The organism is Brucella pituitosa (assembly GCF_965577835.1).
In the GTDB taxonomy this organism is placed as follows: domain Bacteria; phylum Pseudomonadota; class Alphaproteobacteria; order Rhizobiales; family Rhizobiaceae; genus Brucella; species Brucella pituitosa.
Genome location: NZ_OZ264092.1, coordinates 1696024 through 1714529 on the forward strand (window position 1 = coordinate 1696024; position 18506 = coordinate 1714529).

Below are 18506 nucleotides of genomic sequence, written 5' to 3' on the forward strand. Positions count from 1 at the left end.
AACCGGGCCAACGATGGCCTGATTGAAGAAGGAACGGAGAGAATGGATCTTAGTGATCTGATTCAGCCAGGGGCGATTATCCCTGCGCTGAAAGCCAGCTCCAAAAAGCAGCTTTTGCAGATATTGTCTGAAAAGGCTGCGGAACTGACCGGTCTCCCTGAGCGTGAAGTTTTCGAAACAATTCTCCAGCGTGAACGCCTCGGTTCCACCGGGGTTGGCAACGGCGTTGCCATTCCGCATGGCAAGTTGGCAAGCATCGACAAGATTGCAGGAATTTTTGCGCGCCTTGAAACTCCAGTGGATTTTGAAGCACTGGACGATCAGCCCGTCGATCTCGTCTTTCTGCTTCTGGCACCGGAAAACGCTGGCGCGGATCACTTGAAAGCCCTGTCACGCATTGCGCGCATGTTGCGCGATGCCGACACAGTGGCAAAGCTGCGCGGAACACATGACGCGCAGGCGCTTTATTCATTCCTGACATCACAGCCAGCGTCTAACGCTGCCTGATTTTGACTTATTAAGCTGACAAAGCCGCCGTTCACGAAAGAACGGCGGCTTTGTCATTTTTAAGGTGCACTATTTCTGTCGCTATATCTCACGATTTTCGAGGCCGTCCGATACCGCTAAGCCTCAGACATTGATGATTGTGAATTTGGTGAGAGGTATTTTGTGACTTTGTATAAAACAATTGCAGTCGCGACAATTTCACTGCTCGTGATTTCCGGTTCGGCACGAGCGGACCGCTTAGTACCAAACATGTCAGGTGCGGCGAATTCAGCTGCTTCTGATCAATGCAGGAAAGTAGCCGAGACGCTTTGCCGGAATTACAAGAAAAAGGGTAAAAAATGGCACGAATGGTGCCTGCGTGAGCAATATGCCAATTGCATGCACCAGAATCCGTCAAAATGATCATTTGACGACGGGCAGCAATGCCGGCTCATTTGATGGACCGGCATTGCGCATAGAATTCAGTGCAGCATCACGGTGCGCAGTTCATGTTCATTTGCGCCTTGCAGTGCGGTGGCACGGACGTCGGAAAGCACAATCGGCTCGCCGCTTGCGCCAAACAGCGCCCAAAGCTTAAGGTCAAATGCAATTTTTCAACTTCCTTAGACGTCTCAGAAACGTGTTCAACTTGAATACTGGAACCTGTGCATGAAGTTTCGTATTGCCCATCCGTCCGACGCTCCAATATTAGCAGCCATCTCAATCGAGGTCTGGTTGGGGACCTATATCAGGCGAGGGGTGAGCGCGTTTTTTGCTGAATATGCACTGAATGAGTTTACATCGGACAAGTTTGCCAGACTGCTTGAAGATCCTCATGAACATATTATCGTGTCAGAGAATGAAGATGGCATCGATGGATTCATTCGCATCAGTGATGGGAAAGCGGCGCCTGTTGCAGATTGTTCCGCTATGGAGATTTCCACTCTGTACGTTCAGCCCCGCCACCGCGGCAGAGGGATCGGAAGATTGTTGTTGGAGCAAGGGCTGAAGTACGCGCGAGCTGCTGGCAGCCCATCGGTCTGGCTGACGACGAATTCAGAGAATAGTCCCGCCATAGCCTTCTACGTTAAGCACGGCTTTGAAAAAGTCGGAACTACGAATTTCCGCATTCAAGACCAAGCCTACCTGAACGATGTATTCAGGCGTATTGTCTCTAGGTAAAAAGTAAAACGATCAAGGACAGCGGAAAGCCATATGGTGTCCAAAGTGTTATTGCATTACGACTAATGCCGACGCCATTTGCAGCAACGCAGCAATGCCGGCTCATGTGATGGACCGGCATTGTGCATAGAGAATTCAGTGCAGCATCACGGTGCGCAGTTCATGTTCATTTGCGCCTTGCAGTGCGGTGGCGCGGACGTCGGAAAGCACAATCGGCTCGCCGCTTGCGCCAAACAGCGCCCAAAGCTCAAGGCCAGGTGCAATCGGGGGGAGGGCCGGGAAGGTGCGTGTCAGGTCGTCGGAACGAATCTTGCGCACATAAGCCAGTTCACCTTCACCCAGATGAGCGAATTCATGATCAGTGAGAATGTGTCTGTTCATCATCGTAGCCTCCGTTTTCGCGGCATATCATTTGCGATCATGGCGCTTAAGAGCTTAATAAATTCCTATAGCGGCTTTTACCTGAACCCAGTCTGAACCGGGATCAGTCCTTGACTGCTATATTTATACGTTTGATTAGCCGTTCTGGTTCAGGTCGATCAAGATCAATGGCGAGAAGGCCATTTTTCAGATCACAGCCGACAACCCGCATGCCATCGGCCAGAACGAAGACGCGCTGAAACTGGCGGGCAGCAATGCCACGGTGCAGAAACTCACGTTCGGTATCGTCTGTCTGGCGTCCACGGATGACAAGCTGATTGTCCTCCGTCATGACCTCAAGATCGTCGCTGGCAAAGCCTGCAACAGCCAGCGTGATACGCAGGCGTTCAGAACCAGTTTCGCCGCGCAGACGCTCGATATTATATGGCGGATATCCATCGCCGGATTTAGCAATCCGTTCCAGCGTCTTTTCCATTGTGTCGAATCCGAGCAATAGCGGGCTCGAAAACGGTGTCATTCTTGTCATTGTATCAGTCCTTATCGAAGCGACCGTCATGGAAAGCACCCTTTCGGCGTATCTTTCGCTCAACTGATATGGCTTGTGAAAAGCACGACTTCAAGGGCCGAAATCGGATTCCTGTCATGGCATCCTAAAACTGATGCTTTCGGGGCATAAGCCGTCAACATATGTGGAAAAGTTTTGGCGCTTCTTTAGCGCCGGGCTTCGCTCAGCGCGTTGCCAAAAGCCGTGGCGAAGCTTTCGCGATCATCGGGATTGAGGAAGCCGCCGACGAGAACGCTGTTGTTGCGGCTTTCGACACGCATGGTCGTGATGCCAATATCTGGCTTTCTGGCAACATTGAATCTTGTCCAGAAGGGGTGAAACAGGTGGGTGGTCAGTTTACCGGATGCTTCATATTTGCGGATGGACAGTGCCGCACGCGAAACAGATATCTCCTCGCGAGCATTTGCCGAACGATAGTTCCAGCGAAAAGCCAGATAGATCGCCAGCACATCAAGGCCAAAAAAGCCGATGATCGGCCATGCTCCGATTGACCAGAACAATATGCAGACAAACAGCCAGCAGCAGATCATGGCCCCCATCAGCACACGAAACCCCGTTTTCCCCAATGAGCGATAGGGCGTCAGCAGAGCTTCAAAAATGGGAGTATCAAACCTGTCTGGATTTGCGCCGTCTGGATGCTGCATGCAAAGTTCCCTCCGGGCTGCGTCAAGCTGTGAACTGTTTTCCGAAGATAGACGCAAGTATAGAGACAAAATGGAAAACGCCAAAATCAAATCGCCCGTGAACACGCCTGTTGCGACACCTGCCCGTCGTCCGCGCCGGGTTTCTGGCACGCTTTATACGGCTGATGAAATCCACGAGATTTTCCGTCGTTTCTCCATTCTGCGCCCCGAGCCCAAAGGCGAACTTGAGCATGTGAACGCTTTCACGCTGCTGGTGGCTGTCGTCTTGTCGGCGCAGGCAACGGATGCGGGTGTAAACAAGGCAACGCGCGCGCTTTTTGCGATTGCCGATAGGCCGCAAAAAATGCTGGCGCTGGGCGAAGACACGGTTGGCAATTATATCCGCACCATTGGTCTTTGGCGCAACAAGGCCAAGAACGTCATTCTGCTGTCTGAAGCGCTTATCCGTGATTATGGCGGTGAAGTTCCCGATGATCGCGACGAGCTGGTGAAACTGCCGGGTGTCGGGCGCAAGACCGCCAATGTTGTGCTGAGCATGGCTTTCGGTCATTCGACCATGGCTGTGGATACGCATATTCTGCGCATAGGCAACCGGATCGGGCTTGCACCGGCCAAGACACCGGATGCGGTGGAAGCTATTCTCATGCGGGTCATTCCGAAAGAATATCTGTTCCACGCGCATCACTGGCTGATCCTGCACGGACGCTATACCTGTAAGGCACGCAAGCCTGAGTGCGAGAACTGCGTGATTGCCGATATCTGTAAGTTCCCCGGCAAGACTTGTGATGTTCCGGCAGCGCTCATTCCGCTACCGCCGCAGTTTTAAAGTTTCCTTCTCAGATATAGCCTTATGCAGATGGATCATCATTGCGGCTGCAAAGAGAGGTGTCAGAAGATTGACAATCGGAATTGCCATGAAGCCAGCGATTAGCAGTCCTGCAAGAAACACCGTCACACCATATTGCGAGCGGAGTGCCTTGGCCTCACGCTCTGTTCGATAGCGCATGGCCGCAAACTCAAAGAATTCCCGGCCGAGCAGATAGGCGTTGATCACGAAGAAGGCGATCAGATTGATGCCGGGTACGAAGAGCAGAAACAGCGCCACAATGTTACCGAGAATGACCACGCCTAGAAACTTGAGTGACACGACAATGGAACGGCCCAGCGGCAGGGGTGTGCCTGCGGGGGCGCCGGGATAATCCTCGCGTTCGACAACATCTGCGACATCATCAAGGAAAATACCGGCGACAAGTGCTGTAACGGGCGCGATCATCAAAGCGAGAGCGAGCGCCAGTCCAAGACCTGCCACGATTGCCGCAATGATACCGAGCCAACCTGCCCATTCGGGCATTCCGGGCAGCAATTGCTCCATCCAGGGCCATGCGAAAGTAAAAAATACTTGCCTTATGGCGACCCAAAACCCGAGAAGAAGCAAAAGCGTCAAGCCAAGCGTTTTCCATAAAACCGAGCGAAATTCCGGAGTTGGAAGACGTTTCAGCGCCTTCAGCGCAGCATCAATGATCATTTTGGGTTCACTCTCCGCAATCTCATACGATCAAAATAGGAAGGCTGTTCGACCTGCACAAGACGGTCTGCCCACAAGTGCCAACACTGACGGACTAGCCAAAAACTTTTCAAAAGGCTAAACCGACCCCAAATGAATGCCGCTAGATCACTGCCACAAGTCTTCAATCGAAGACGGGCGGCAGACAAGAAGGGGAGCCCCAGACCAGCTCATGGCTACATTCGACGTTCTTTGCATTGGTAACGCCATTGTCGATATTCTTTCGCGCACGGAAGATGCGTTTCTCGAAGCCAACGGCATCATAAAAGGTGCCATGAACCTGATTGATGGCGACCGGGCAGAACTGCTCTATAGCCGCATTAAAGGCCAGTTCACGGAAATGTCCGGTGGCAGTGCAGGCAATACGGCTGCGGGCGTTGCAAGCCTCGGCGGACGTTCCGCCTATTTCGGCAAGGTCGCGACCGACCATCTTGGCCGGGTATTTGCTCATGACATCCGCGCACAGGGCGTCGCCTTTGATACGCGCGCTTTGGAAAAAGGTTCGCCGACGGCTCGTTCGATGATCTTCGTTACAGCGGATGGCGAGCGTTCAATGAACACCTATCTGGGGGCGTGCGTCGAGCTCGGACCGGAAGATGTCGAAACCTCCAAGGTTGCCGATGCCCGCATTACCTATTTCGAAGGTTATCTGTGGGATCCGCCGCGCGCCAAGGAAGCCATTGTTCTCGCATCAAAAATTGCACATGAACATGGTCGTCAGGTCGCCATGACCTTGTCCGATCCGTTCTGCGTCGACCGTTATCGCGAAGAGTTCCTGGATCTGATGCGCAAACGCACCGTCGATATCGTTTTTGCGAACGAAGACGAGGCAAAGTCGCTCTATCAGACCAAGTCGCTTGATGAAGCTGTGGAAGCCATTCGTAAGGATTGCCCTCTTGCGATCATCACACGTTCGGAAAAGGGCGCAATCGTCATCACTGCCGATCAGACGCTGCATGTGCCAGCGATTGAGATTGAAGAACTGGTCGACACGACGGGTGCTGGTGATCTCTACGCAGCAGGGTTCCTCTATGGCTATACCAAAGATCGTTCGCTTGAGGATTGCGCACGTCTGGGTTCGCTTGCCGCTGGCATGATCATTCAGCAGATGGGACCGCGTCCACTGATCGATCTTCAAGCTGTTGCAAGCCAGGCCAAACTTATCTGATTATTGATCGATTCGAACAATCCGGTCGCGCTTGAGTTCTTCCTCTGTGCGGCCGGGACGGCTTTTATAAACAGGCAGATTCCAGCCGAAATAGAGCGCACCTCCGCGCACGATGAATGCGGTTAGCGCAGCAGCAAGTGCTGCAAACAATGGGTCGATCCCGAAACGCTCCAGCACCACATAAAGACAAGCGCCTGCAAGGGCCGCGGTCACATAGATCTCCCTGCGCATCAGGACGGATGGCTCGCCTGCCACCATATCGCGCAAAATGCCGCCAAGTGTTGCGGTGAAGATGCCGGTTACAATCGCGACCGATGGCCCAAAGCCGAGCGCCAGCCCTTTGGCGGCACCCACAACCGTATAGGCAGACATACCAATAGCGTCACACCAGAGCAGAAGCCGGTAGCGTGATTCGAACAGATGGGCGGTGAAATAGACGATGATTGCAGCCGATGTCCCTGCCAAAAGATAAAAGGGTTGGACGACCCAGAAAACCGGAGCGCCCAACACCAGATCGCGCATCGTGCCGCCGCCAATGCCAGTAATGTTGGCGAGAAAGATGAAGCCGATAATGTCGAGCTGGCGGCGTGAGGCAGCAAGTGCGCCGGTGGCAGCGAAGACGAAAACCCCTGCAAAATTTGCAAAATCAAAAATCGTCACGCACGACCTCCCAGCTGATAAAGCATGTCGCGGAAAAGTGGGGGCCGGTTTTCCGATAACGACATGCGCAAAAATAAAGAGATAGAGCGAGTGCAGCGGATACAATTAACGGCGAAACGCTCTAGTATGTCGATATTCCAACGGATAAGGACAAAAAGAAAGAGCGGCGATGTATCTCGCCGCTCTCAATCGATCAATCAATCAGATCAAAATGCGCCCTAGGCATCGCCCGCTGCTTCAGTTGTGCCGCTGTCTGCAGCAACCTTCGGGCCGCCCTTTGAAACGCCGACCATTGCCGGACGCAGCACGCGATCGCCGATGGCATAGCCTGCCTGCATAACCTGTACGACGGTGTTGGCTGGCAGTTCAGGGTTTGGCACTTCAAAAATAGCCTGATGGAAGTTCGGATCGAACTTTTCACCTTCAGGATTAAGCTTGGTCACGCCATGACGTTCCAAGGCCTGCAGCATGGCACGTTCAGTCATTTCCACGCCGTCAGCCAGTGACTTGAGGTTTGCATCGGTTTCCAATGCATCGGCGGGGATGGCTTCGTGCGCACGGCTCAGGTTGTCGGAAACCGACAGCATGTCACGAGCGAAATTTGTCACGGCATAGGTGCGGGCGTCCTGAACATCGCGCTGGGTGCGCTTGCGCAGGTTTTCCATCTCAGCAACGAGACGCAGCATCTGATCCTTGAGCTCAGCATTGTCCGCTTCAAGCGCTGCAATCGTATTTGCAGCCAGGCTCTCGGCATCAACGGCTTCCTCTTCGGCTTCAGCGCGTGCCTCAGCCTTGCGGCTTTTCAGAAAATCGTCGGCAGCACGCTTCAGCGCATCACGATCGCGAGGATTGTTGATATCGCGCTGCTCAAGATCGGGGTTTTCAGGTGTATTCTTTTCATCAGCCATAATGCTTCTTCCGTCTTGAATAGTGTTTGGGCCGGATATCGAGTTTCACGGCGTTAAAATCAAGGTCTAATTTCCCGGCCTTGTTAAGTCTGACAACTTAACGCAGCAACCGCGAGACAATTTGGGCAGTGTAATCGACCATCGGTACGATACGGGCATAGTTAAGCCGGGTCGGGCCGATGACGCCGAGAGCACCGACAACGCGCTGTTCACTATCCCGATAAGGGGCCACCACCAGTGAAGATCCCGAGAGCGAGAACAGCTTATTTTCCGAGCCGATGAAAATTCGCACACCAGAGCCCGATTCAGCAAGATCAAGCAGCTGGATCATCCCGTCCTTGGTTTCGAGATCATCAAAGAGGTGGCGCAGGCGCTCGATATCTTCCTGTGCATGAATGTTTTCGAGCAGATTGGCGCGACCGCGTACGATAAGGCGTGCGGGCTGATCTGAACCCGCGCCGCTCCAGACGGCTATGCCCTGTGCCACCAATTCCTGCGAGAGCTGATCAAGCTCTTGTCTGGTTTCTTCCGAAAGTTTTTCCAGCTCTGATTTTGCTTCCGACAGCGTATGGCCGTGAATATGCGCATTGAGAAAGTTCGATGCTTCAACGAGCTGCGACGCAGAAATGCCTGCGGGCAGATTGATGACGCGGTTTTCAACATCGCCATTCTGCATCACAAGGACGGCAAGCGCACGGGTCGGCTCAAGCCGTACGAATTCGATATGTTTAAGCGCGCCTTCGGCTTTGGTCGCAAGCACAAGACCTGCGCCGCGCGACAGGCCGGAGAGAACCTGACTGGCTTCGGTCAGCACACTTTCAACCGAGTTGTTCATGCCCGCCGAGCGCACCTGTGCTTCGATGGATGAACGTTCGTCAGGTCGCAGATCGCCCACTTCCATGAACGCATCGACGAAGAAACGCAAACCGATCTGCGTCGGCAGACGTCCGGCAGAAATATGCGGTGCATAAATGAGGCCGAGTTGCTCAAGATCGCTCATCACATTGCGAATGGTGGCAGGCGAAAGACTATGCGGCAGAAGGCGCGACAGATTGCGTGAGCCGACCGGATCACCATCATTGAGGTAGCTATCGACGATCAGCCGAAAAATATCGCGCGACCGCTGGTCGAGCGAATTAAGCAGCTGATGTTCCGGTGATTTGATCATGGTCTTAGAGCGAACCCTCTGAATTGCATGCCATAAATATAAGACTGGTATTGAAGGCGTCAAAGGCTTTGCGCCAGTAATGACAGTTCTCTCAACATCTCTCTTGAATGATCACGCGAAATTCCTTTCCATTCGGGCGCGACAAGCCTAAAAAGCCGCAACGATAAATGAATTGAGGAAATACAATGCGTCCATCCAAGCGCGCTGCTGATGAAATGCGCGCCGTCTCTTTCGAGCGCGGCGTTTCCAAACATGCGGAAGGCTCGTGCCTCGTCAAGTTTGGCGACACCCATGTTTTATGCACGGCAAGCTTAGAGGAAAAGGTCCCGGGCTGGATGCGCAATTCGGGCAAGGGTTGGGTTACGGCCGAATATGGCATGTTGCCACGCTCGACGGGCGACCGTATGCGCCGTGAAGCAGCCAGCGGCAAGCAGGGTGGCCGCACGCAGGAAATCCAGCGTCTGATCGGCCGTTCGCTGCGGGCTGTCGTTGATCTTCAGGCACTGGGCGAATTCCAGATCACCGTTGACTGCGACGTTATTCAGGCCGATGGCGGCACCCGTACAGCTGCGATTACCGGCGGCTGGATAGCGCTGCATGATTGCCTGCGCTGGATGGAAGCACGTCAGATGATCCGCTTTGAGAAGGTGCTTAAAGATCATATCGCAGCTATTTCCTGTGGTATCCATGAAGGCCAGCCTGTGCTTGATCTCGATTATGTTGAGGATTCGGCTGCTGAAACCGACAGCAATTTCGTGATGACCGGTCAGGGTGGCATTGTCGAAATTCAGGGCACAGCTGAGGGCGCACCGTTTTCGGAAGAAGAGTTTGCGGCGCTCATGAAGCTCGCACGCGGCGGCATCAACCAGCTCGTCGAGTTGCAGAAGGCAGCACTTGCCTGATAGTTAAGGCCTTCTCTGATTTAAGAGGTGGCCCGAAATGCAAGCAGCACGCATTCTTGAAACCGCGCTCTATGTCCGTGATGTTGCCGAGGCGATTGCGTTTTATCGCGACATCATCGGGCTTGAGCCGGTAGGCAAGGTCAGTGAACGCAATGCATTCTTCCGCTGTGGCAACGGCATTTTGCTGCTGTTTAAAGCGGAAGAAACTTTGAAGCCACCTGCGCCCGGATCGCTGCCGGTGCCGCCGCATGGTACGACGGGGGCAGGGCATGTCTGTTTTGCAGCCACACGTCATGAAATTGACGACTGGCGCACCTATCTCGAAACGCATGACATTGCTATCGAGTCTGATTTCGAATGGCCTAATGGCGCACGTTCGATTTATTTTCGCGATCCTTCCGGCAACTCGCTGGAATTCGCCGAGCCTAAACTTTGGAGTTAAGCATGATCCCGAAAAGTGGGAAGCCAATTTCGGATAAGATCATGCGTTTTAAAAGCAGGATTGAACAATGAGAGCGCTTGAAAAAGGCAAACTGATCGTCGCATCGCACAATGCAGGCAAATTGCGCGAATTCGATGGGCTTATCGCCCCGTTTGGCTTTGAGGTCAGTTCTGTTGCCGCTCTCGGCCTGCCTGAGCCTGAAGAAACCGGCACGACTTTCGAGCAGAATGCTTATATCAAGGCGCTCGCTGCGGCGAAAGCGACTGGTTTGCCTTCTCTGTCTGACGATTCCGGCATGATGGTTGACGCGCTTGATGGCGATCCGGGTGTTTACACTGCTGACTGGGCTGAAACCGAAGACGGCACGCGTGATTTCAACATGGCGATGCAGAAGGTCGAAGATCTTTTGCAGGCTAAAGCTGCGACCACCCCGGATCAGCGCAAGGCGCGTTTTGTTTCGGTGATCTGTCTTGCATGGCCGGATGGTGAAGCACAATATTATCGTGGTGAAGTGGAAGGCACTCTCATTTGGCCTCCTCGGGGCGATATTGGTTTTGGTTATGATCCGGTGTTTAAGCCCGCTGGCTATGAAAAGACTTTTGGCGAAATGACTGCCGACGAGAAGCACGGCTGGACGCCGGGCGATGCGTCCGCGCTTTCGCATCGTGCGCGCGCCTTCAAGCTGTTTGCTGAAAAGGCACTCGATGTTGTTTCGGATGGGCTCGAATGAACCATCATTTTTCTCCACCCGCCGAAAGTGTTGATATTCTGCCGATTGCACGAGCGGATGGAGCCAACGCGATTTCAATCGCGCGTACAGATGGAGAGAGTGCGTTTGGGGTCTATGTGCACTGGCCGTTTTGTCTGGCCAAGTGCCCTTATTGTGACTTCAACAGCCATGTGCGTCATCAGCCGGTTGATCAGGATCGCTTTGCCGCAGCCTTCAACCGCGAGATGGACACATTGCGCGCCCGCACAGGCCCACGCACGGTCACCAGCATCTTTTTGGGCGGCGGTACACCATCGCTGATGCAGCCGTCGACTGTTGGCAGCCTGCTAGACGGCATTGCATCGCGCTGGTCGGTGGCACCTGACATCGAAGTCACGTTGGAAGCCAATCCGACGAGCGTGGAAGCAGAACGTTTTCGAGGCTATCGTGCGGCGGGCGTCAACCGCGTCTCGCTTGGTATTCAGGCACTGAATGCTCCTGATCTGCGTCGTCTGGGCCGTATGCATTCGGTCGATGAAGCCAAGGCTGCAATCCGGCTGGCACGTGAAATCTTCCCGCGTCTTTCCTTTGATCTCATCTATGCGCGGCCCGATCAGACCATTGAAGCCTGGCGTGAAGAGCTGAAAGAAGCCATTGATCTGGCTGCCGATCACCTCTCGCTCTATCAGCTGACGATTGAAGAAGGCACGCAGTTCTATAATCTCTGGAAGGCTGGCAAGCTCACCACGCCCGAGCCTGATCATGCGGCGGCTCTTTATGAGGAAACGCAGAAGATTACAGCGGAACACGGTCTTCCGGCCTATGAGATTTCAAACCATGCGGTGCCTGGGCGGGAGTCGCAGCACAATCTGGTTTACTGGCGTTATGGGCAATATGTCGGCATTGGTCCCGGCGCGCACGGCCGCTTTGTTGAGAATGGCACGCGCACGGTCACAATGACCGAAAAGCACCCGGAAACCTGGCTCGAAAAGGTCGAGACCAATGGTCACGGCATCATCGAAGAAGAATATCTCAATGGCAATCAGGAAGGCGATGAGTTCCTGATGATGGGGCTGCGGTTGCGCGAAGGCATTGATCTTGCGCGTTATCAGCGCCTGACCGGACATGATATTGATCGCAAGCGCCTTGAACGGCTGATTGCATCAGGCATGATTGAAAAGATGGATGGAACTTTCATCCGTGCAACGCCGGATGGGTCGCTGGTGCTTGATGCGCTGGTGGCTGATCTGGCGGCTTAGCGCATGTCGCGGGAAAGTGGAAACCGCCTTCGCGGGGAAATCAGTCCACTGGACTGATTTCTTATTCCCGCTACGACCCGATAACGACATGCGTCAATAAGGACACGTAATGACCGAATTTTTGGACGAGCAGAGACGCGAATTTGTTGTCGGTGGCACCGCCCAGCGTGCGCGCCCGATCGAACCTGCGCTCTATATTGTCTCGACCCCTATCGGCAATCTCGGTGACATGACACTGCGCGGGCTGGAAGTGCTTGCAAGTGCTGACATTGTTGCCTGTGAAGATACCCGCGTGACCCGCGTGTTGCTGGATCGTTATGGCATTGCGCGTCGCCCAATCAGCTATCATGAGCATAATGCTGCCGAGGCAGGCGCAAAGCTGATTGCCGCCTTGCAGGCTGGTAAAAGCGTGGCGCTGGTTTCCGATGCAGGCACGCCACTTGTTTCTGATCCGGGCTTCCGGCTTGTTGGCGAGGCACGCGAGGCAGGCATTCGCGTGGTGCCAATTCCGGGTGCCTCGGCACTTCTCGCAGCGCTGGCTGCTTCCGGGCTTCCGACTGATGCTTTCATGTTCTGTGGCTTTTTGCCGGTCAAGCATGGCCAGAAAACCTCCAAGCTCGAAAGCCTCAAGAATATCGAAGCAACGCTTGTGTTCTATGAATCGCCCAACCGCACGGCGACAACGCTCGCCGATATGGCGGATGTGTTTGGCGATGGGCGTGAAGCAGCCCTTTGCCGGGAGCTGACCAAGGCCTATGAAACCATTGTCACCGCTACTCTGGGTGAGTTGAAACAGCAATTCGATGGCGAAGATCGTATTCGCGGTGAAGTCGTGCTGCTGGTTGGCCCGCCAACAGGGGAAGCCGGCCCGCAAAGCGAGGAAGACATAGACAAGCTGCTGCTGTCGCTAGCGCAAGAACTGCCGCCATCCAAAGCCGCAGGCGAGGCAGCAAAGATGACTGGCGGGCAGAAATCGGTGCTGTATCAGCGTCTGATGCAGTTGAAGGCGCAAGGCTGATGAGTGATTTCCGCGAGAAAAAGCGCATTGCTTTCTTTCGCGGACACAGCGCCGAGCGTCTGGCGGCTTTCACACTCATGCTCAAAGGTTTTCGTATCGTCGCACGCCGCTATCGCACACGGCTTGGCGAAATCGATCTCATTGCCCGGCGCGGCAATCTTGTTCTCATTGTTGAGGTCAAAGCACGGACAAGCGTGGAAGCCGCACAACTCGCAGTCACCCCGCAAGCCATGCGCCGGATCGAGGCAGCTGCCGATTTATGGCTTCAACACCAAAAAGATTATGCGCAATTATCGCTGCGCTTTGATCTCGTGGCTGTCTTGCCACGACGCTGGCCAAAGCACGTGCCAGCATTTTTTACGTCGGGCAATTACCGCTAGCCACGCATCGGCCCAAAAATCGAAATCGATTTTTGGAAAGCTCGATGCGTATTTTTAGTGTTTGAGCGTCCTTTGTGCGTCCAATAGGACGCACGGCGCTCAAATGCTAATCCTACAAAAATTATGGGATATAATTTGAGGCAATCAGGAATTAAAATCCTCAAAATACCTTTTCTGAGAAAAAGTGATGCTCGGCGCGATTTGCGCACGCAAGCCCGTTTCTTATAAAATTTCACCAGTACGGGAATAATGGCGGCTATCTAAAAAAGGATAGCTCCGTGGCTCTTACGTCTCAACGTCTTCTGGCTGATTTTCCTGCTTTCTTCCGTGTTTCGGAAGAGGTGGTGGTTGTTGTCGGCGGTGGCGAGGAAGCGCTCAACAAAGCGCGTCTTGTGGCGCAGACCTCTGCGCGTTTGCGCATCATTGCGGAAGAGCTTGAACCAGCCCTGGCGAGCTTCATCGAGAGCCACATTAAAAGCCATGGGGCGGAACATGTTTCTCAAGCTTTTAGCGCCGATCTTCTTGAAGGTGCGAAGCTGGTTTTTGTTGCCACGGGTGATGAAGATCAGGATCACGCCATTGCAGCATCGGCCAAAGCGCAGAAAATTCCAGTCAATGTTGTCGACCGTCCGGCGCTCTGCGATTTCCTGACACCTGCCCTCGTGAATCGCGCTCCGATTGCAATTGCGATTGGCACGGAAGGCTCGGCCCCTGTGCTGGCGCAGATGGTGCGCGCGCGCATTGATGCAGCCTTCTCGCCACGCCTTGGTGAGCTTGCACATTATGCCGAAAGCTGGCGTCCGCTGGTCGAAAAGCTTTTGCCAAAAGGTTTGGCGCGCCGCAGTTTCTGGCGCGGGTTCTTCTCCGGCTCCGTTGCGCGTGCTGTTGAAAATGGCGACCGCGAGGAAGCTTATAGAGCAGCAAATGAATTAATCGCAGAACCGCAGAATGCTGCCGGTTATGTCTGGCTGGTCGGTGCTGGTCCGGGTGCTGAAGACCTGCTGACCCTGCGTGCGCATCGCGTGCTGATGGAAGCCGATGTGATCGTGCATGACGCGCTGGTGCCGGAAGGCGTGATTGCCATGGGGCGTCGCGACGCCGAACGCCTTTCTGTGGGCAAGCGCAAGGGTTGCCATTCCAAGAGCCAGAACGAGATCAATGATCTGCTGGTCAGTCTTGGTCGCGAGGGCAAGCGCGTGGTGCGCCTGAAAGCAGGCGACCCGCTGGTCTTTGGTCGCGCTGGTGAAGAAATGGCTGCATTGCGTTCAGCCGGTATCGGCTTTGAGATCGTGCCGGGTATTACGTCCGCTTTCGCTGCTGCAGCCGACATGGAACTGCCGCTCACCTTGCGCGGTGTGGCCTCCTCTCTTGTGTTCACGACTGGCCACGACATGGCGGGCGATGTGCTGCCCGGCTGGGCCAAGCTTGCAGTCTCGGGCGCAACAATTGCTGTCTATATGGGCTCAAGCGTTGCAGCCTCGGTTGCAAGCCGCCTGATCTCTGCCGGTCTGCACGAAGATACAGCCGTCGCAGTTATTGAGAATGCCAGCCGCAAGGATAAGCGGCTGTTCCATGGAATATTGAAAGATCTGCCGTCTCTGGAAGAGCGCAAAGAACTCTCCGGTCCGGTCATGGTCATCATCGGCGATGCTGTTGCAGGCGCCGCTATCGACAAAGCGCAGGCGCTGGCGGTTAGACCCGTTGCAGTCGCAGCTTAAATCAGGAGTCGGAAAAATGGTTGTAAAAGTTCTCACTGCAAACCGGCTCATCGATGGACAGGCTGTGTGGCTTGGCGCTGACGGATCATGGCAGGAAACGATTGATGGTGCGCTGGTTGCCCGTCATGTGGAAGCAGTCAGCGCACTAGAAGAAGCCGGGAAAATTGCAGCGAAGGCCAATCTGGTTGTCGATGTGAATGTGATTGATGTCGAAGAGCGTGACGAAGGGCTTTATCCCATTCGCCTCCGCGAGCGCATCCGGCTCTCCGGTCCCACCATCATTACGCTTGGTCAACCGGCCCTGAAAAAAGCCTCCTGATCTGAATATCGGAAGTAAATATGTATCGTTATGATGAATTTGACCGCGACTTTGTTGCGGCCCGTGTTGCACAGTTCAAGGATCAGGTTGGGCGTCGCCTTTCTGGCGAATTGACGGAAGACCAGTTCAAGCCTTTGCGGCTGATGAACGGTCTTTATCTGCAATTACATGCCTATATGCTGCGTGTTGCGATCCCTTACGGCACATTGTCGAGCCGCCAGCTGCGCAGGCTTGGCTCCATTGCGCGCGATTATGATCGCGGTTTCGCGCATTTCACAACGCGTCAGAACATCCAGTATAACTGGCCAGCACTGAAAGATGTGCCGCAAATTCTGGAAGAACTGGCCGAAGTCGAAATGCATGCGATCCAGACTTCGGGCAATTGCATTCGCAATGTGACGGCAGATCATTTTGCAGGTGCAGCTCATGATGAAGTAGCCGATCCGCGCCCGCTGGCAGAAATTCTACGCCAGTGGTCGTCGCTGCATCCGGAGTTTTCCTATCTGCCACGCAAGTTCAAGATCGCGATTGTCGGTTCTGAACATGATCGTGCAGCCATTCAGGTGCATGACATCGGCCTGCAGCTTAAGAAGAACGAAGCAGGCGAACTGGGCCTTGCCGTCTATATCGGTGGCGGACAGGGGCGTACGCCGATGGTCGCCAAGAAAATCCGTGATTTTCTGCCGCTTGAGGACATGCTGACCTATGTGACGGCTATCGTCCGCGTCTATAATCTCTATGGACGCCGCGATAACAAATATAAGGCGCGCATCAAAATCCTCGTTCATGAAACTGGCGTGGAGCCGCTGGTGGAAGAGATCGATGCCGAGTGGGAACAGATCCGTTACGGTGATCTGAAACTGCCGCAGCGTGATATTGATGCGATTGAAAGCTATTTCCGGATGCCGGATTTACCACAGCGTCCCGAAGGCTGGGAAATTCTGGCGGTCACGCAGAAATCCGACGCTGATTTTGCGGCATGGACCAAGCGCAATGTTACGCCACACAAGAACCCGGACTATGCCGTCGTCACGATTTCGCTGAAACCTATTGGCGGGATTCCGGGCGATGCGAGTGCGGAGCAGATGGAACTGGTGGCGGATATTGCCGAAACCTATTCTTTTGATGAAATTCGCGTCAGCCACGAGCAGAATCTGGTCCTGCCGCATGTGGCGAAAGCGGATCTTCCTGCTGTCTACGATCTACTTCAGTCGGATGGTCTGGTTACAGCCAATGCCGGGCTGATCACCGACATCATCGCATGCCCCGGCCTTGACTATTGCGCGCTGGCCAATGCGCGTTCGATCCCGGTTGCACAGCGCATTTCAGAGCGCTTCGGCGACCAGCAGCGCCAGCTTGAAATCGGTGATCTCAAGATCAAGATTTCCGGTTGCATCAATGCCTGCGGTCATCACCATGTCGGCCATATCGGTATTCTTGGCGTCGAGAAAAAGGGCGAAGAGCTTTACCAGATCACGCTTGGCGGCTCGGCGGACGAGCATTCGTCGATTGGCGACATTACCGGACGCGGATTTTCATCCGAAGAAGTGGTCGATGCCATTGAAACCGTGGTCGATACCTATCTCGGTTTGCGCGAAAACAACGAAGAGACTTTCCTTGCTGCCTATCGCCGGGTGGGTATGGAGCCGTTCAAACGCGCGCTTTATGGAGAAGTGAGCCGTGCGGCCTGACCTTGATCCCAATTCAGATCAGATAGCAGAGGCGCAAGCCCGTCTGCTGGAGGGGAGCCATGGGGCTTCCTCTCCGCAAGAGGTGATTGCGCTCAGCACGCGCGAACTCTTTGATGGGCGCATTGCAGTCGTTTCATCATTCGGTGCTGAATCGGCTGTGCTGCTGCACATGATTTCTGAGATCGATCCGGCAACACCGGTTCTGTTTCTCGATACGGGCAAGCATTTCCGCGCAACGCTCGATTATCGGCATGATCTCGTGGATCGGTTGGGTCTTCTCGATGTGCAGGATATTTTGCCGCTAGAGGAAAACGTGAAAGCCGATGATCCGTTCGGTGCCTTGTCGATGACCGACAAGGATCGCTGTTGTTTCATTCGCAAGGTGGAGCCGATGGCGCGCGCTGTCGCGCCTTATGATGCATGGATGACCGGCCGGAAACAGTTTCAGGCCTCGACCCGCAATGCTTTGCCGGTTTTTGAATCAGTTGGCCCGCGTATTCGTATCAATCCGCTTGCGCGTATGAGTGCCGACGATTTGCGTGCCTATGCGCGCATGCACGATCTCCCCGTCCACCCGCTGACAGAGCAGGGGTATCGGTCCATCGGCTGCATGCCCTGCACACGACCGGTAAGCGACGACGAAGATCAGCGCGCAGGGCGCTGGGCAGGATCAGAAAAGACCGAATGCGGCATCCACTTGACCGGTCTTACGGATAGCCTGAAAAACCTAGGAGCTTTGGACCAGAAATGAGCGAAACCACACCTGAAACGAAGCTCTGGTCTGAGCAAGGCTTTCGTGAAGATGACTATATTTTTGCGGATGATCTGGAAACCGCAGGTGATGCACCTGCGATCATCATCCCTTTGGCCGTCTGGCTGGGGCTTGATGAGGAGAAGCGCCGTTCTTCCAATCGCCGTATCGGTGTGTCGGTCACGCCGGGTGAGAAGATCGAGCCTTTGCTCGATCATCTGGCAAGTCTGCCAGTCATCGCTTTGCAGTTTCCAGCTTTCAATGATGGACGCTCCTATTCAAAAGCCGAAGTTCTGCGTCGTGCAGGTTTTGAGGGCGAATTGCGTGCGACAGGCGACGTGCTGATCGATCAGGCAGCGCTTATGCTGCGCACTGGCTTTGACAGTCTTCAGGTGACCAACAAGGTCGCGCAAAGCCGCCTTGGCGAGCAGCGTCTCGTAGACACACCGGGCTACTATCAGCCCGGTCGTGGTTCGGTGCAGCAAGAGGGTGGATTTGCCTGGCGGCGAATTAAGGCTGGCTAATTCTTAGCAATCACCTTTTTGTAGTTTTGCTTGTTCGCTTGATGGGGTAGATACGCCCCATCAAAGC

The 18506-nt window shown here is 54.3% G+C and carries 22 protein-coding genes and 1 pseudogene; 15 read left to right on the top strand and 8 right to left on the bottom strand.

The features are described 5' to 3' along the window. The first annotated feature begins 42 nt into the window (after positions 1-42). A complete protein-coding gene (gene ptsN / locus ACSME1_RS08110) occupies positions 43-507 on the top strand; it encodes a PTS IIA-like nitrogen regulatory protein PtsN (protein ID WP_024898162.1) in 465 nt (154 codons plus the stop codon). A 461-nt stretch (positions 508-968) separates the two neighbouring features. Here the strand turns inward: ptsN and ACSME1_RS08115 are convergent. Continuing rightward, a pseudogene (locus ACSME1_RS08115) lies at positions 969-1097 on the bottom strand (DUF1150 family protein); the annotation flags it as partial. Between the two features lie 58 nt (positions 1098-1155). On the opposite strand from ACSME1_RS08115, the gene ACSME1_RS08120 reads away from it, so the two are divergent. Continuing rightward, positions 1156-1668 carry a GNAT family N-acetyltransferase gene (locus tag ACSME1_RS08120; RefSeq protein ID WP_105705471.1) on the top strand — a complete coding sequence of 171 codons (513 nt, stop codon included), beginning with the start codon at positions 1156-1158 and terminating at the stop codon, positions 1666-1668. Between the two features lie 135 nt (positions 1669-1803). On the opposite strand, the gene ACSME1_RS08125 is transcribed toward ACSME1_RS08120, so the two are convergent. The 3 genes from ACSME1_RS08125 to ACSME1_RS08135 all read right to left on the bottom strand — a co-directional run bounded on the left by ACSME1_RS08125 (position 1804) and on the right by ACSME1_RS08135 (position 3258). Then, positions 1804-2049 (bottom strand): DUF1150 family protein, encoded by a 246-nt coding sequence (locus tag ACSME1_RS08125; RefSeq protein WP_024898161.1) that lies wholly within the window; start codon positions 2047-2049, stop codon positions 1804-1806. Positions 2050-2152: 103 nt separating this feature from the next. After that, positions 2153-2575, bottom strand: a complete 423-nt coding sequence (locus ACSME1_RS08130) for an Hsp20 family protein (protein ID WP_024898160.1) — start codon at positions 2573-2575, stop codon at positions 2153-2155. Between the two features lie 185 nt (positions 2576-2760). Continuing rightward, positions 2761-3258 carry a DUF2244 domain-containing protein gene (locus ACSME1_RS08135; RefSeq protein WP_024898159.1) on the bottom strand — a complete coding sequence of 166 codons (498 nt, stop codon included), beginning with the start codon at positions 3256-3258 and terminating at the stop codon, positions 2761-2763. A gap of 70 nt (positions 3259-3328) precedes the next feature. Here ACSME1_RS08135 and nth point away from each other — a divergent pair, with 70 nt between their 5' ends. After that, the gene (gene nth / locus ACSME1_RS08140; RefSeq protein WP_024898158.1) at positions 3329-4084 is read left to right on the top strand and encodes an endonuclease III; all 756 of its coding nucleotides are present in this window, start codon (positions 3329-3331) and stop codon (positions 4082-4084) included. On the opposite strand, the gene ACSME1_RS08145 is transcribed toward nth, so the two are convergent. Next, complete coding sequence (locus ACSME1_RS08145; protein WP_024898157.1) at positions 4067-4783, bottom strand: sulfate transporter family protein; 717 nt, start codon at positions 4781-4783, stop codon at positions 4067-4069. The two genes, nth and ACSME1_RS08145, sit on opposite strands and share 18 nt — an antisense overlap. A gap of 211 nt (positions 4784-4994) precedes the next feature. On the opposite strand from ACSME1_RS08145, the gene ACSME1_RS08150 reads away from it, so the two are divergent. After that, a complete protein-coding gene (locus tag ACSME1_RS08150; RefSeq protein WP_024898156.1) occupies positions 4995-5990 on the top strand; it encodes an adenosine kinase in 996 nt (331 codons plus the stop codon). Here the strand turns inward: ACSME1_RS08150 and ACSME1_RS08155 are convergent, their stop codons facing one another. The 3 genes from ACSME1_RS08155 to hrcA all read right to left on the bottom strand — a co-directional run bounded on the left by ACSME1_RS08155 (position 5991) and on the right by hrcA (position 8726). After that, on the bottom strand, positions 5991-6650 hold the full coding sequence (locus tag ACSME1_RS08155) for a trimeric intracellular cation channel family protein (RefSeq protein ID WP_024898155.1): 660 nt from the start codon (positions 6648-6650) through the stop codon (positions 5991-5993). It lies immediately after the preceding gene. Positions 6651-6868: 218 nt separating this feature from the next. Beyond that, entirely contained in the window at positions 6869-7558 is a 690-nt protein-coding gene (gene grpE / locus ACSME1_RS08160; RefSeq protein WP_024898154.1) for a nucleotide exchange factor GrpE, read from the bottom strand. A 97-nt stretch (positions 7559-7655) separates the two neighbouring features. Then, positions 7656-8726: a heat-inducible transcriptional repressor HrcA gene (gene hrcA / locus ACSME1_RS08165; RefSeq protein ID WP_024898153.1), complete on the bottom strand. Its 1071-nt coding sequence runs from the start codon at positions 8724-8726 to the stop codon at positions 7656-7658. A 185-nt stretch (positions 8727-8911) separates the two neighbouring features. Here hrcA and rph point away from each other — a divergent pair, with 185 nt between their 5' ends. From rph to ACSME1_RS08220, 11 genes are all read left to right on the top strand, one after another. Then, on the top strand, positions 8912-9628 hold the full coding sequence (gene rph / locus ACSME1_RS08170; RefSeq protein ID WP_024898152.1) for a ribonuclease PH: 717 nt from the start codon (positions 8912-8914) through the stop codon (positions 9626-9628). A gap of 37 nt (positions 9629-9665) precedes the next feature. Beyond that, entirely contained in the window at positions 9666-10070 is a 405-nt protein-coding gene (locus ACSME1_RS08175) for a VOC family protein (protein WP_024898151.1), read from the top strand. A gap of 67 nt (positions 10071-10137) precedes the next feature. Beyond that, on the top strand, positions 10138-10800 hold the full coding sequence (rdgB, locus tag ACSME1_RS08180) for an RdgB/HAM1 family non-canonical purine NTP pyrophosphatase (RefSeq protein WP_024898150.1): 663 nt from the start codon (positions 10138-10140) through the stop codon (positions 10798-10800). Continuing rightward, on the top strand, positions 10797-12038 hold the full coding sequence (hemW, locus tag ACSME1_RS08185) for a radical SAM family heme chaperone HemW (RefSeq protein ID WP_024898149.1): 1242 nt from the start codon (positions 10797-10799) through the stop codon (positions 12036-12038). Before rdgB ends, hemW begins: the two co-directional genes overlap by 4 nt. A gap of 109 nt (positions 12039-12147) precedes the next feature. Continuing rightward, complete coding sequence (gene rsmI, locus ACSME1_RS08190; RefSeq protein WP_024898148.1) at positions 12148-13056, top strand: 16S rRNA (cytidine(1402)-2'-O)-methyltransferase; 909 nt, start codon at positions 12148-12150, stop codon at positions 13054-13056. Next, positions 13056-13436 (top strand): YraN family protein, encoded by a 381-nt coding sequence (locus ACSME1_RS08195; RefSeq protein WP_105705467.1) that lies wholly within the window; start codon positions 13056-13058, stop codon positions 13434-13436. The genes rsmI and ACSME1_RS08195 overlap by 1 nt, the downstream gene beginning before the upstream one ends. 278 nt (positions 13437-13714) lie before the next feature. Then, the gene (cysG, locus tag ACSME1_RS08200) at positions 13715-15154 is read left to right on the top strand and encodes a siroheme synthase CysG (RefSeq protein ID WP_024898146.1); all 1440 of its coding nucleotides are present in this window, start codon (positions 13715-13717) and stop codon (positions 15152-15154) included. 16 nt (positions 15155-15170) lie between these two features. Continuing rightward, a complete protein-coding gene (locus tag ACSME1_RS08205; RefSeq protein ID WP_024898145.1) occupies positions 15171-15473 on the top strand; it encodes a DUF2849 domain-containing protein in 303 nt (100 codons plus the stop codon). A gap of 20 nt (positions 15474-15493) precedes the next feature. Continuing rightward, positions 15494-17164 (top strand): nitrite/sulfite reductase, encoded by a 1671-nt coding sequence (locus ACSME1_RS08210; protein WP_024898144.1) that lies wholly within the window; start codon positions 15494-15496, stop codon positions 17162-17164. After that, positions 17154-17915, top strand: a complete 762-nt coding sequence (locus ACSME1_RS08215; protein WP_024898143.1) for a phosphoadenylyl-sulfate reductase — start codon at positions 17154-17156, stop codon at positions 17913-17915. Before ACSME1_RS08210 ends, ACSME1_RS08215 begins: the two co-directional genes overlap by 11 nt. After that, positions 17912-18439, top strand: a complete 528-nt coding sequence (locus tag ACSME1_RS08220) for a DUF934 domain-containing protein (RefSeq protein ID WP_024898142.1) — start codon at positions 17912-17914, stop codon at positions 18437-18439. Before ACSME1_RS08215 ends, ACSME1_RS08220 begins: the two co-directional genes overlap by 4 nt. Positions 18440-18506 lie beyond the last annotated feature (67 nt).

What these genes read in the sequence shown, in the direction of transcription:
- ptsN (WP_024898162.1), top strand. Translation starts at nt 43, where the DNA reads ATGGATCTTAGTGATCTGATTCAGCCAGGGGCGATTATCCCTGCGCTG.
- ACSME1_RS08120 (WP_105705471.1), top strand. Translation starts at nt 1,156, where the DNA reads ATGAAGTTTCGTATTGCCCATCCGTCCGACGCTCCAATATTAGCAGCC.
- ACSME1_RS08125 (WP_024898161.1), bottom strand. Translation starts at nt 2,049, where the DNA reads ATGAACAGACACATTCTCACTGATCATGAATTCGCTCATCTGGGTGAA.
- ACSME1_RS08130 (WP_024898160.1), bottom strand. Translation starts at nt 2,575, where the DNA reads ATGACAAGAATGACACCGTTTTCGAGCCCGCTATTGCTCGGATTCGAC.
- ACSME1_RS08135 (WP_024898159.1), bottom strand. Translation starts at nt 3,258, where the DNA reads ATGCAGCATCCAGACGGCGCAAATCCAGACAGGTTTGATACTCCCATT.
- nth (WP_024898158.1), top strand. Translation starts at nt 3,329, where the DNA reads ATGGAAAACGCCAAAATCAAATCGCCCGTGAACACGCCTGTTGCGACA.
- ACSME1_RS08145 (WP_024898157.1), bottom strand. Translation starts at nt 4,783, where the DNA reads ATGATCATTGATGCTGCGCTGAAGGCGCTGAAACGTCTTCCAACTCCG.
- ACSME1_RS08150 (WP_024898156.1), top strand. Translation starts at nt 4,995, where the DNA reads ATGGCTACATTCGACGTTCTTTGCATTGGTAACGCCATTGTCGATATT.
- grpE (WP_024898154.1), bottom strand. Translation starts at nt 7,558, where the DNA reads ATGGCTGATGAAAAGAATACACCTGAAAACCCCGATCTTGAGCAGCGC.
- hrcA (WP_024898153.1), bottom strand. Translation starts at nt 8,726, where the DNA reads ATGATCAAATCACCGGAACATCAGCTGCTTAATTCGCTCGACCAGCGG.
- rph (WP_024898152.1), top strand. Translation starts at nt 8,912, where the DNA reads ATGCGTCCATCCAAGCGCGCTGCTGATGAAATGCGCGCCGTCTCTTTC.
- ACSME1_RS08175 (WP_024898151.1), top strand. Translation starts at nt 9,666, where the DNA reads ATGCAAGCAGCACGCATTCTTGAAACCGCGCTCTATGTCCGTGATGTT.
- rdgB (WP_024898150.1), top strand. Translation starts at nt 10,138, where the DNA reads ATGAGAGCGCTTGAAAAAGGCAAACTGATCGTCGCATCGCACAATGCA.
- hemW (WP_024898149.1), top strand. Translation starts at nt 10,797, where the DNA reads ATGAACCATCATTTTTCTCCACCCGCCGAAAGTGTTGATATTCTGCCG.
- rsmI (WP_024898148.1), top strand. Translation starts at nt 12,148, where the DNA reads ATGACCGAATTTTTGGACGAGCAGAGACGCGAATTTGTTGTCGGTGGC.
- ACSME1_RS08195 (WP_105705467.1), top strand. Translation starts at nt 13,056, where the DNA reads ATGAGTGATTTCCGCGAGAAAAAGCGCATTGCTTTCTTTCGCGGACAC.
- ACSME1_RS08205 (WP_024898145.1), top strand. Translation starts at nt 15,171, where the DNA reads ATGGTTGTAAAAGTTCTCACTGCAAACCGGCTCATCGATGGACAGGCT.
- ACSME1_RS08210 (WP_024898144.1), top strand. Translation starts at nt 15,494, where the DNA reads ATGTATCGTTATGATGAATTTGACCGCGACTTTGTTGCGGCCCGTGTT.
- ACSME1_RS08220 (WP_024898142.1), top strand. Translation starts at nt 17,912, where the DNA reads ATGAGCGAAACCACACCTGAAACGAAGCTCTGGTCTGAGCAAGGCTTT.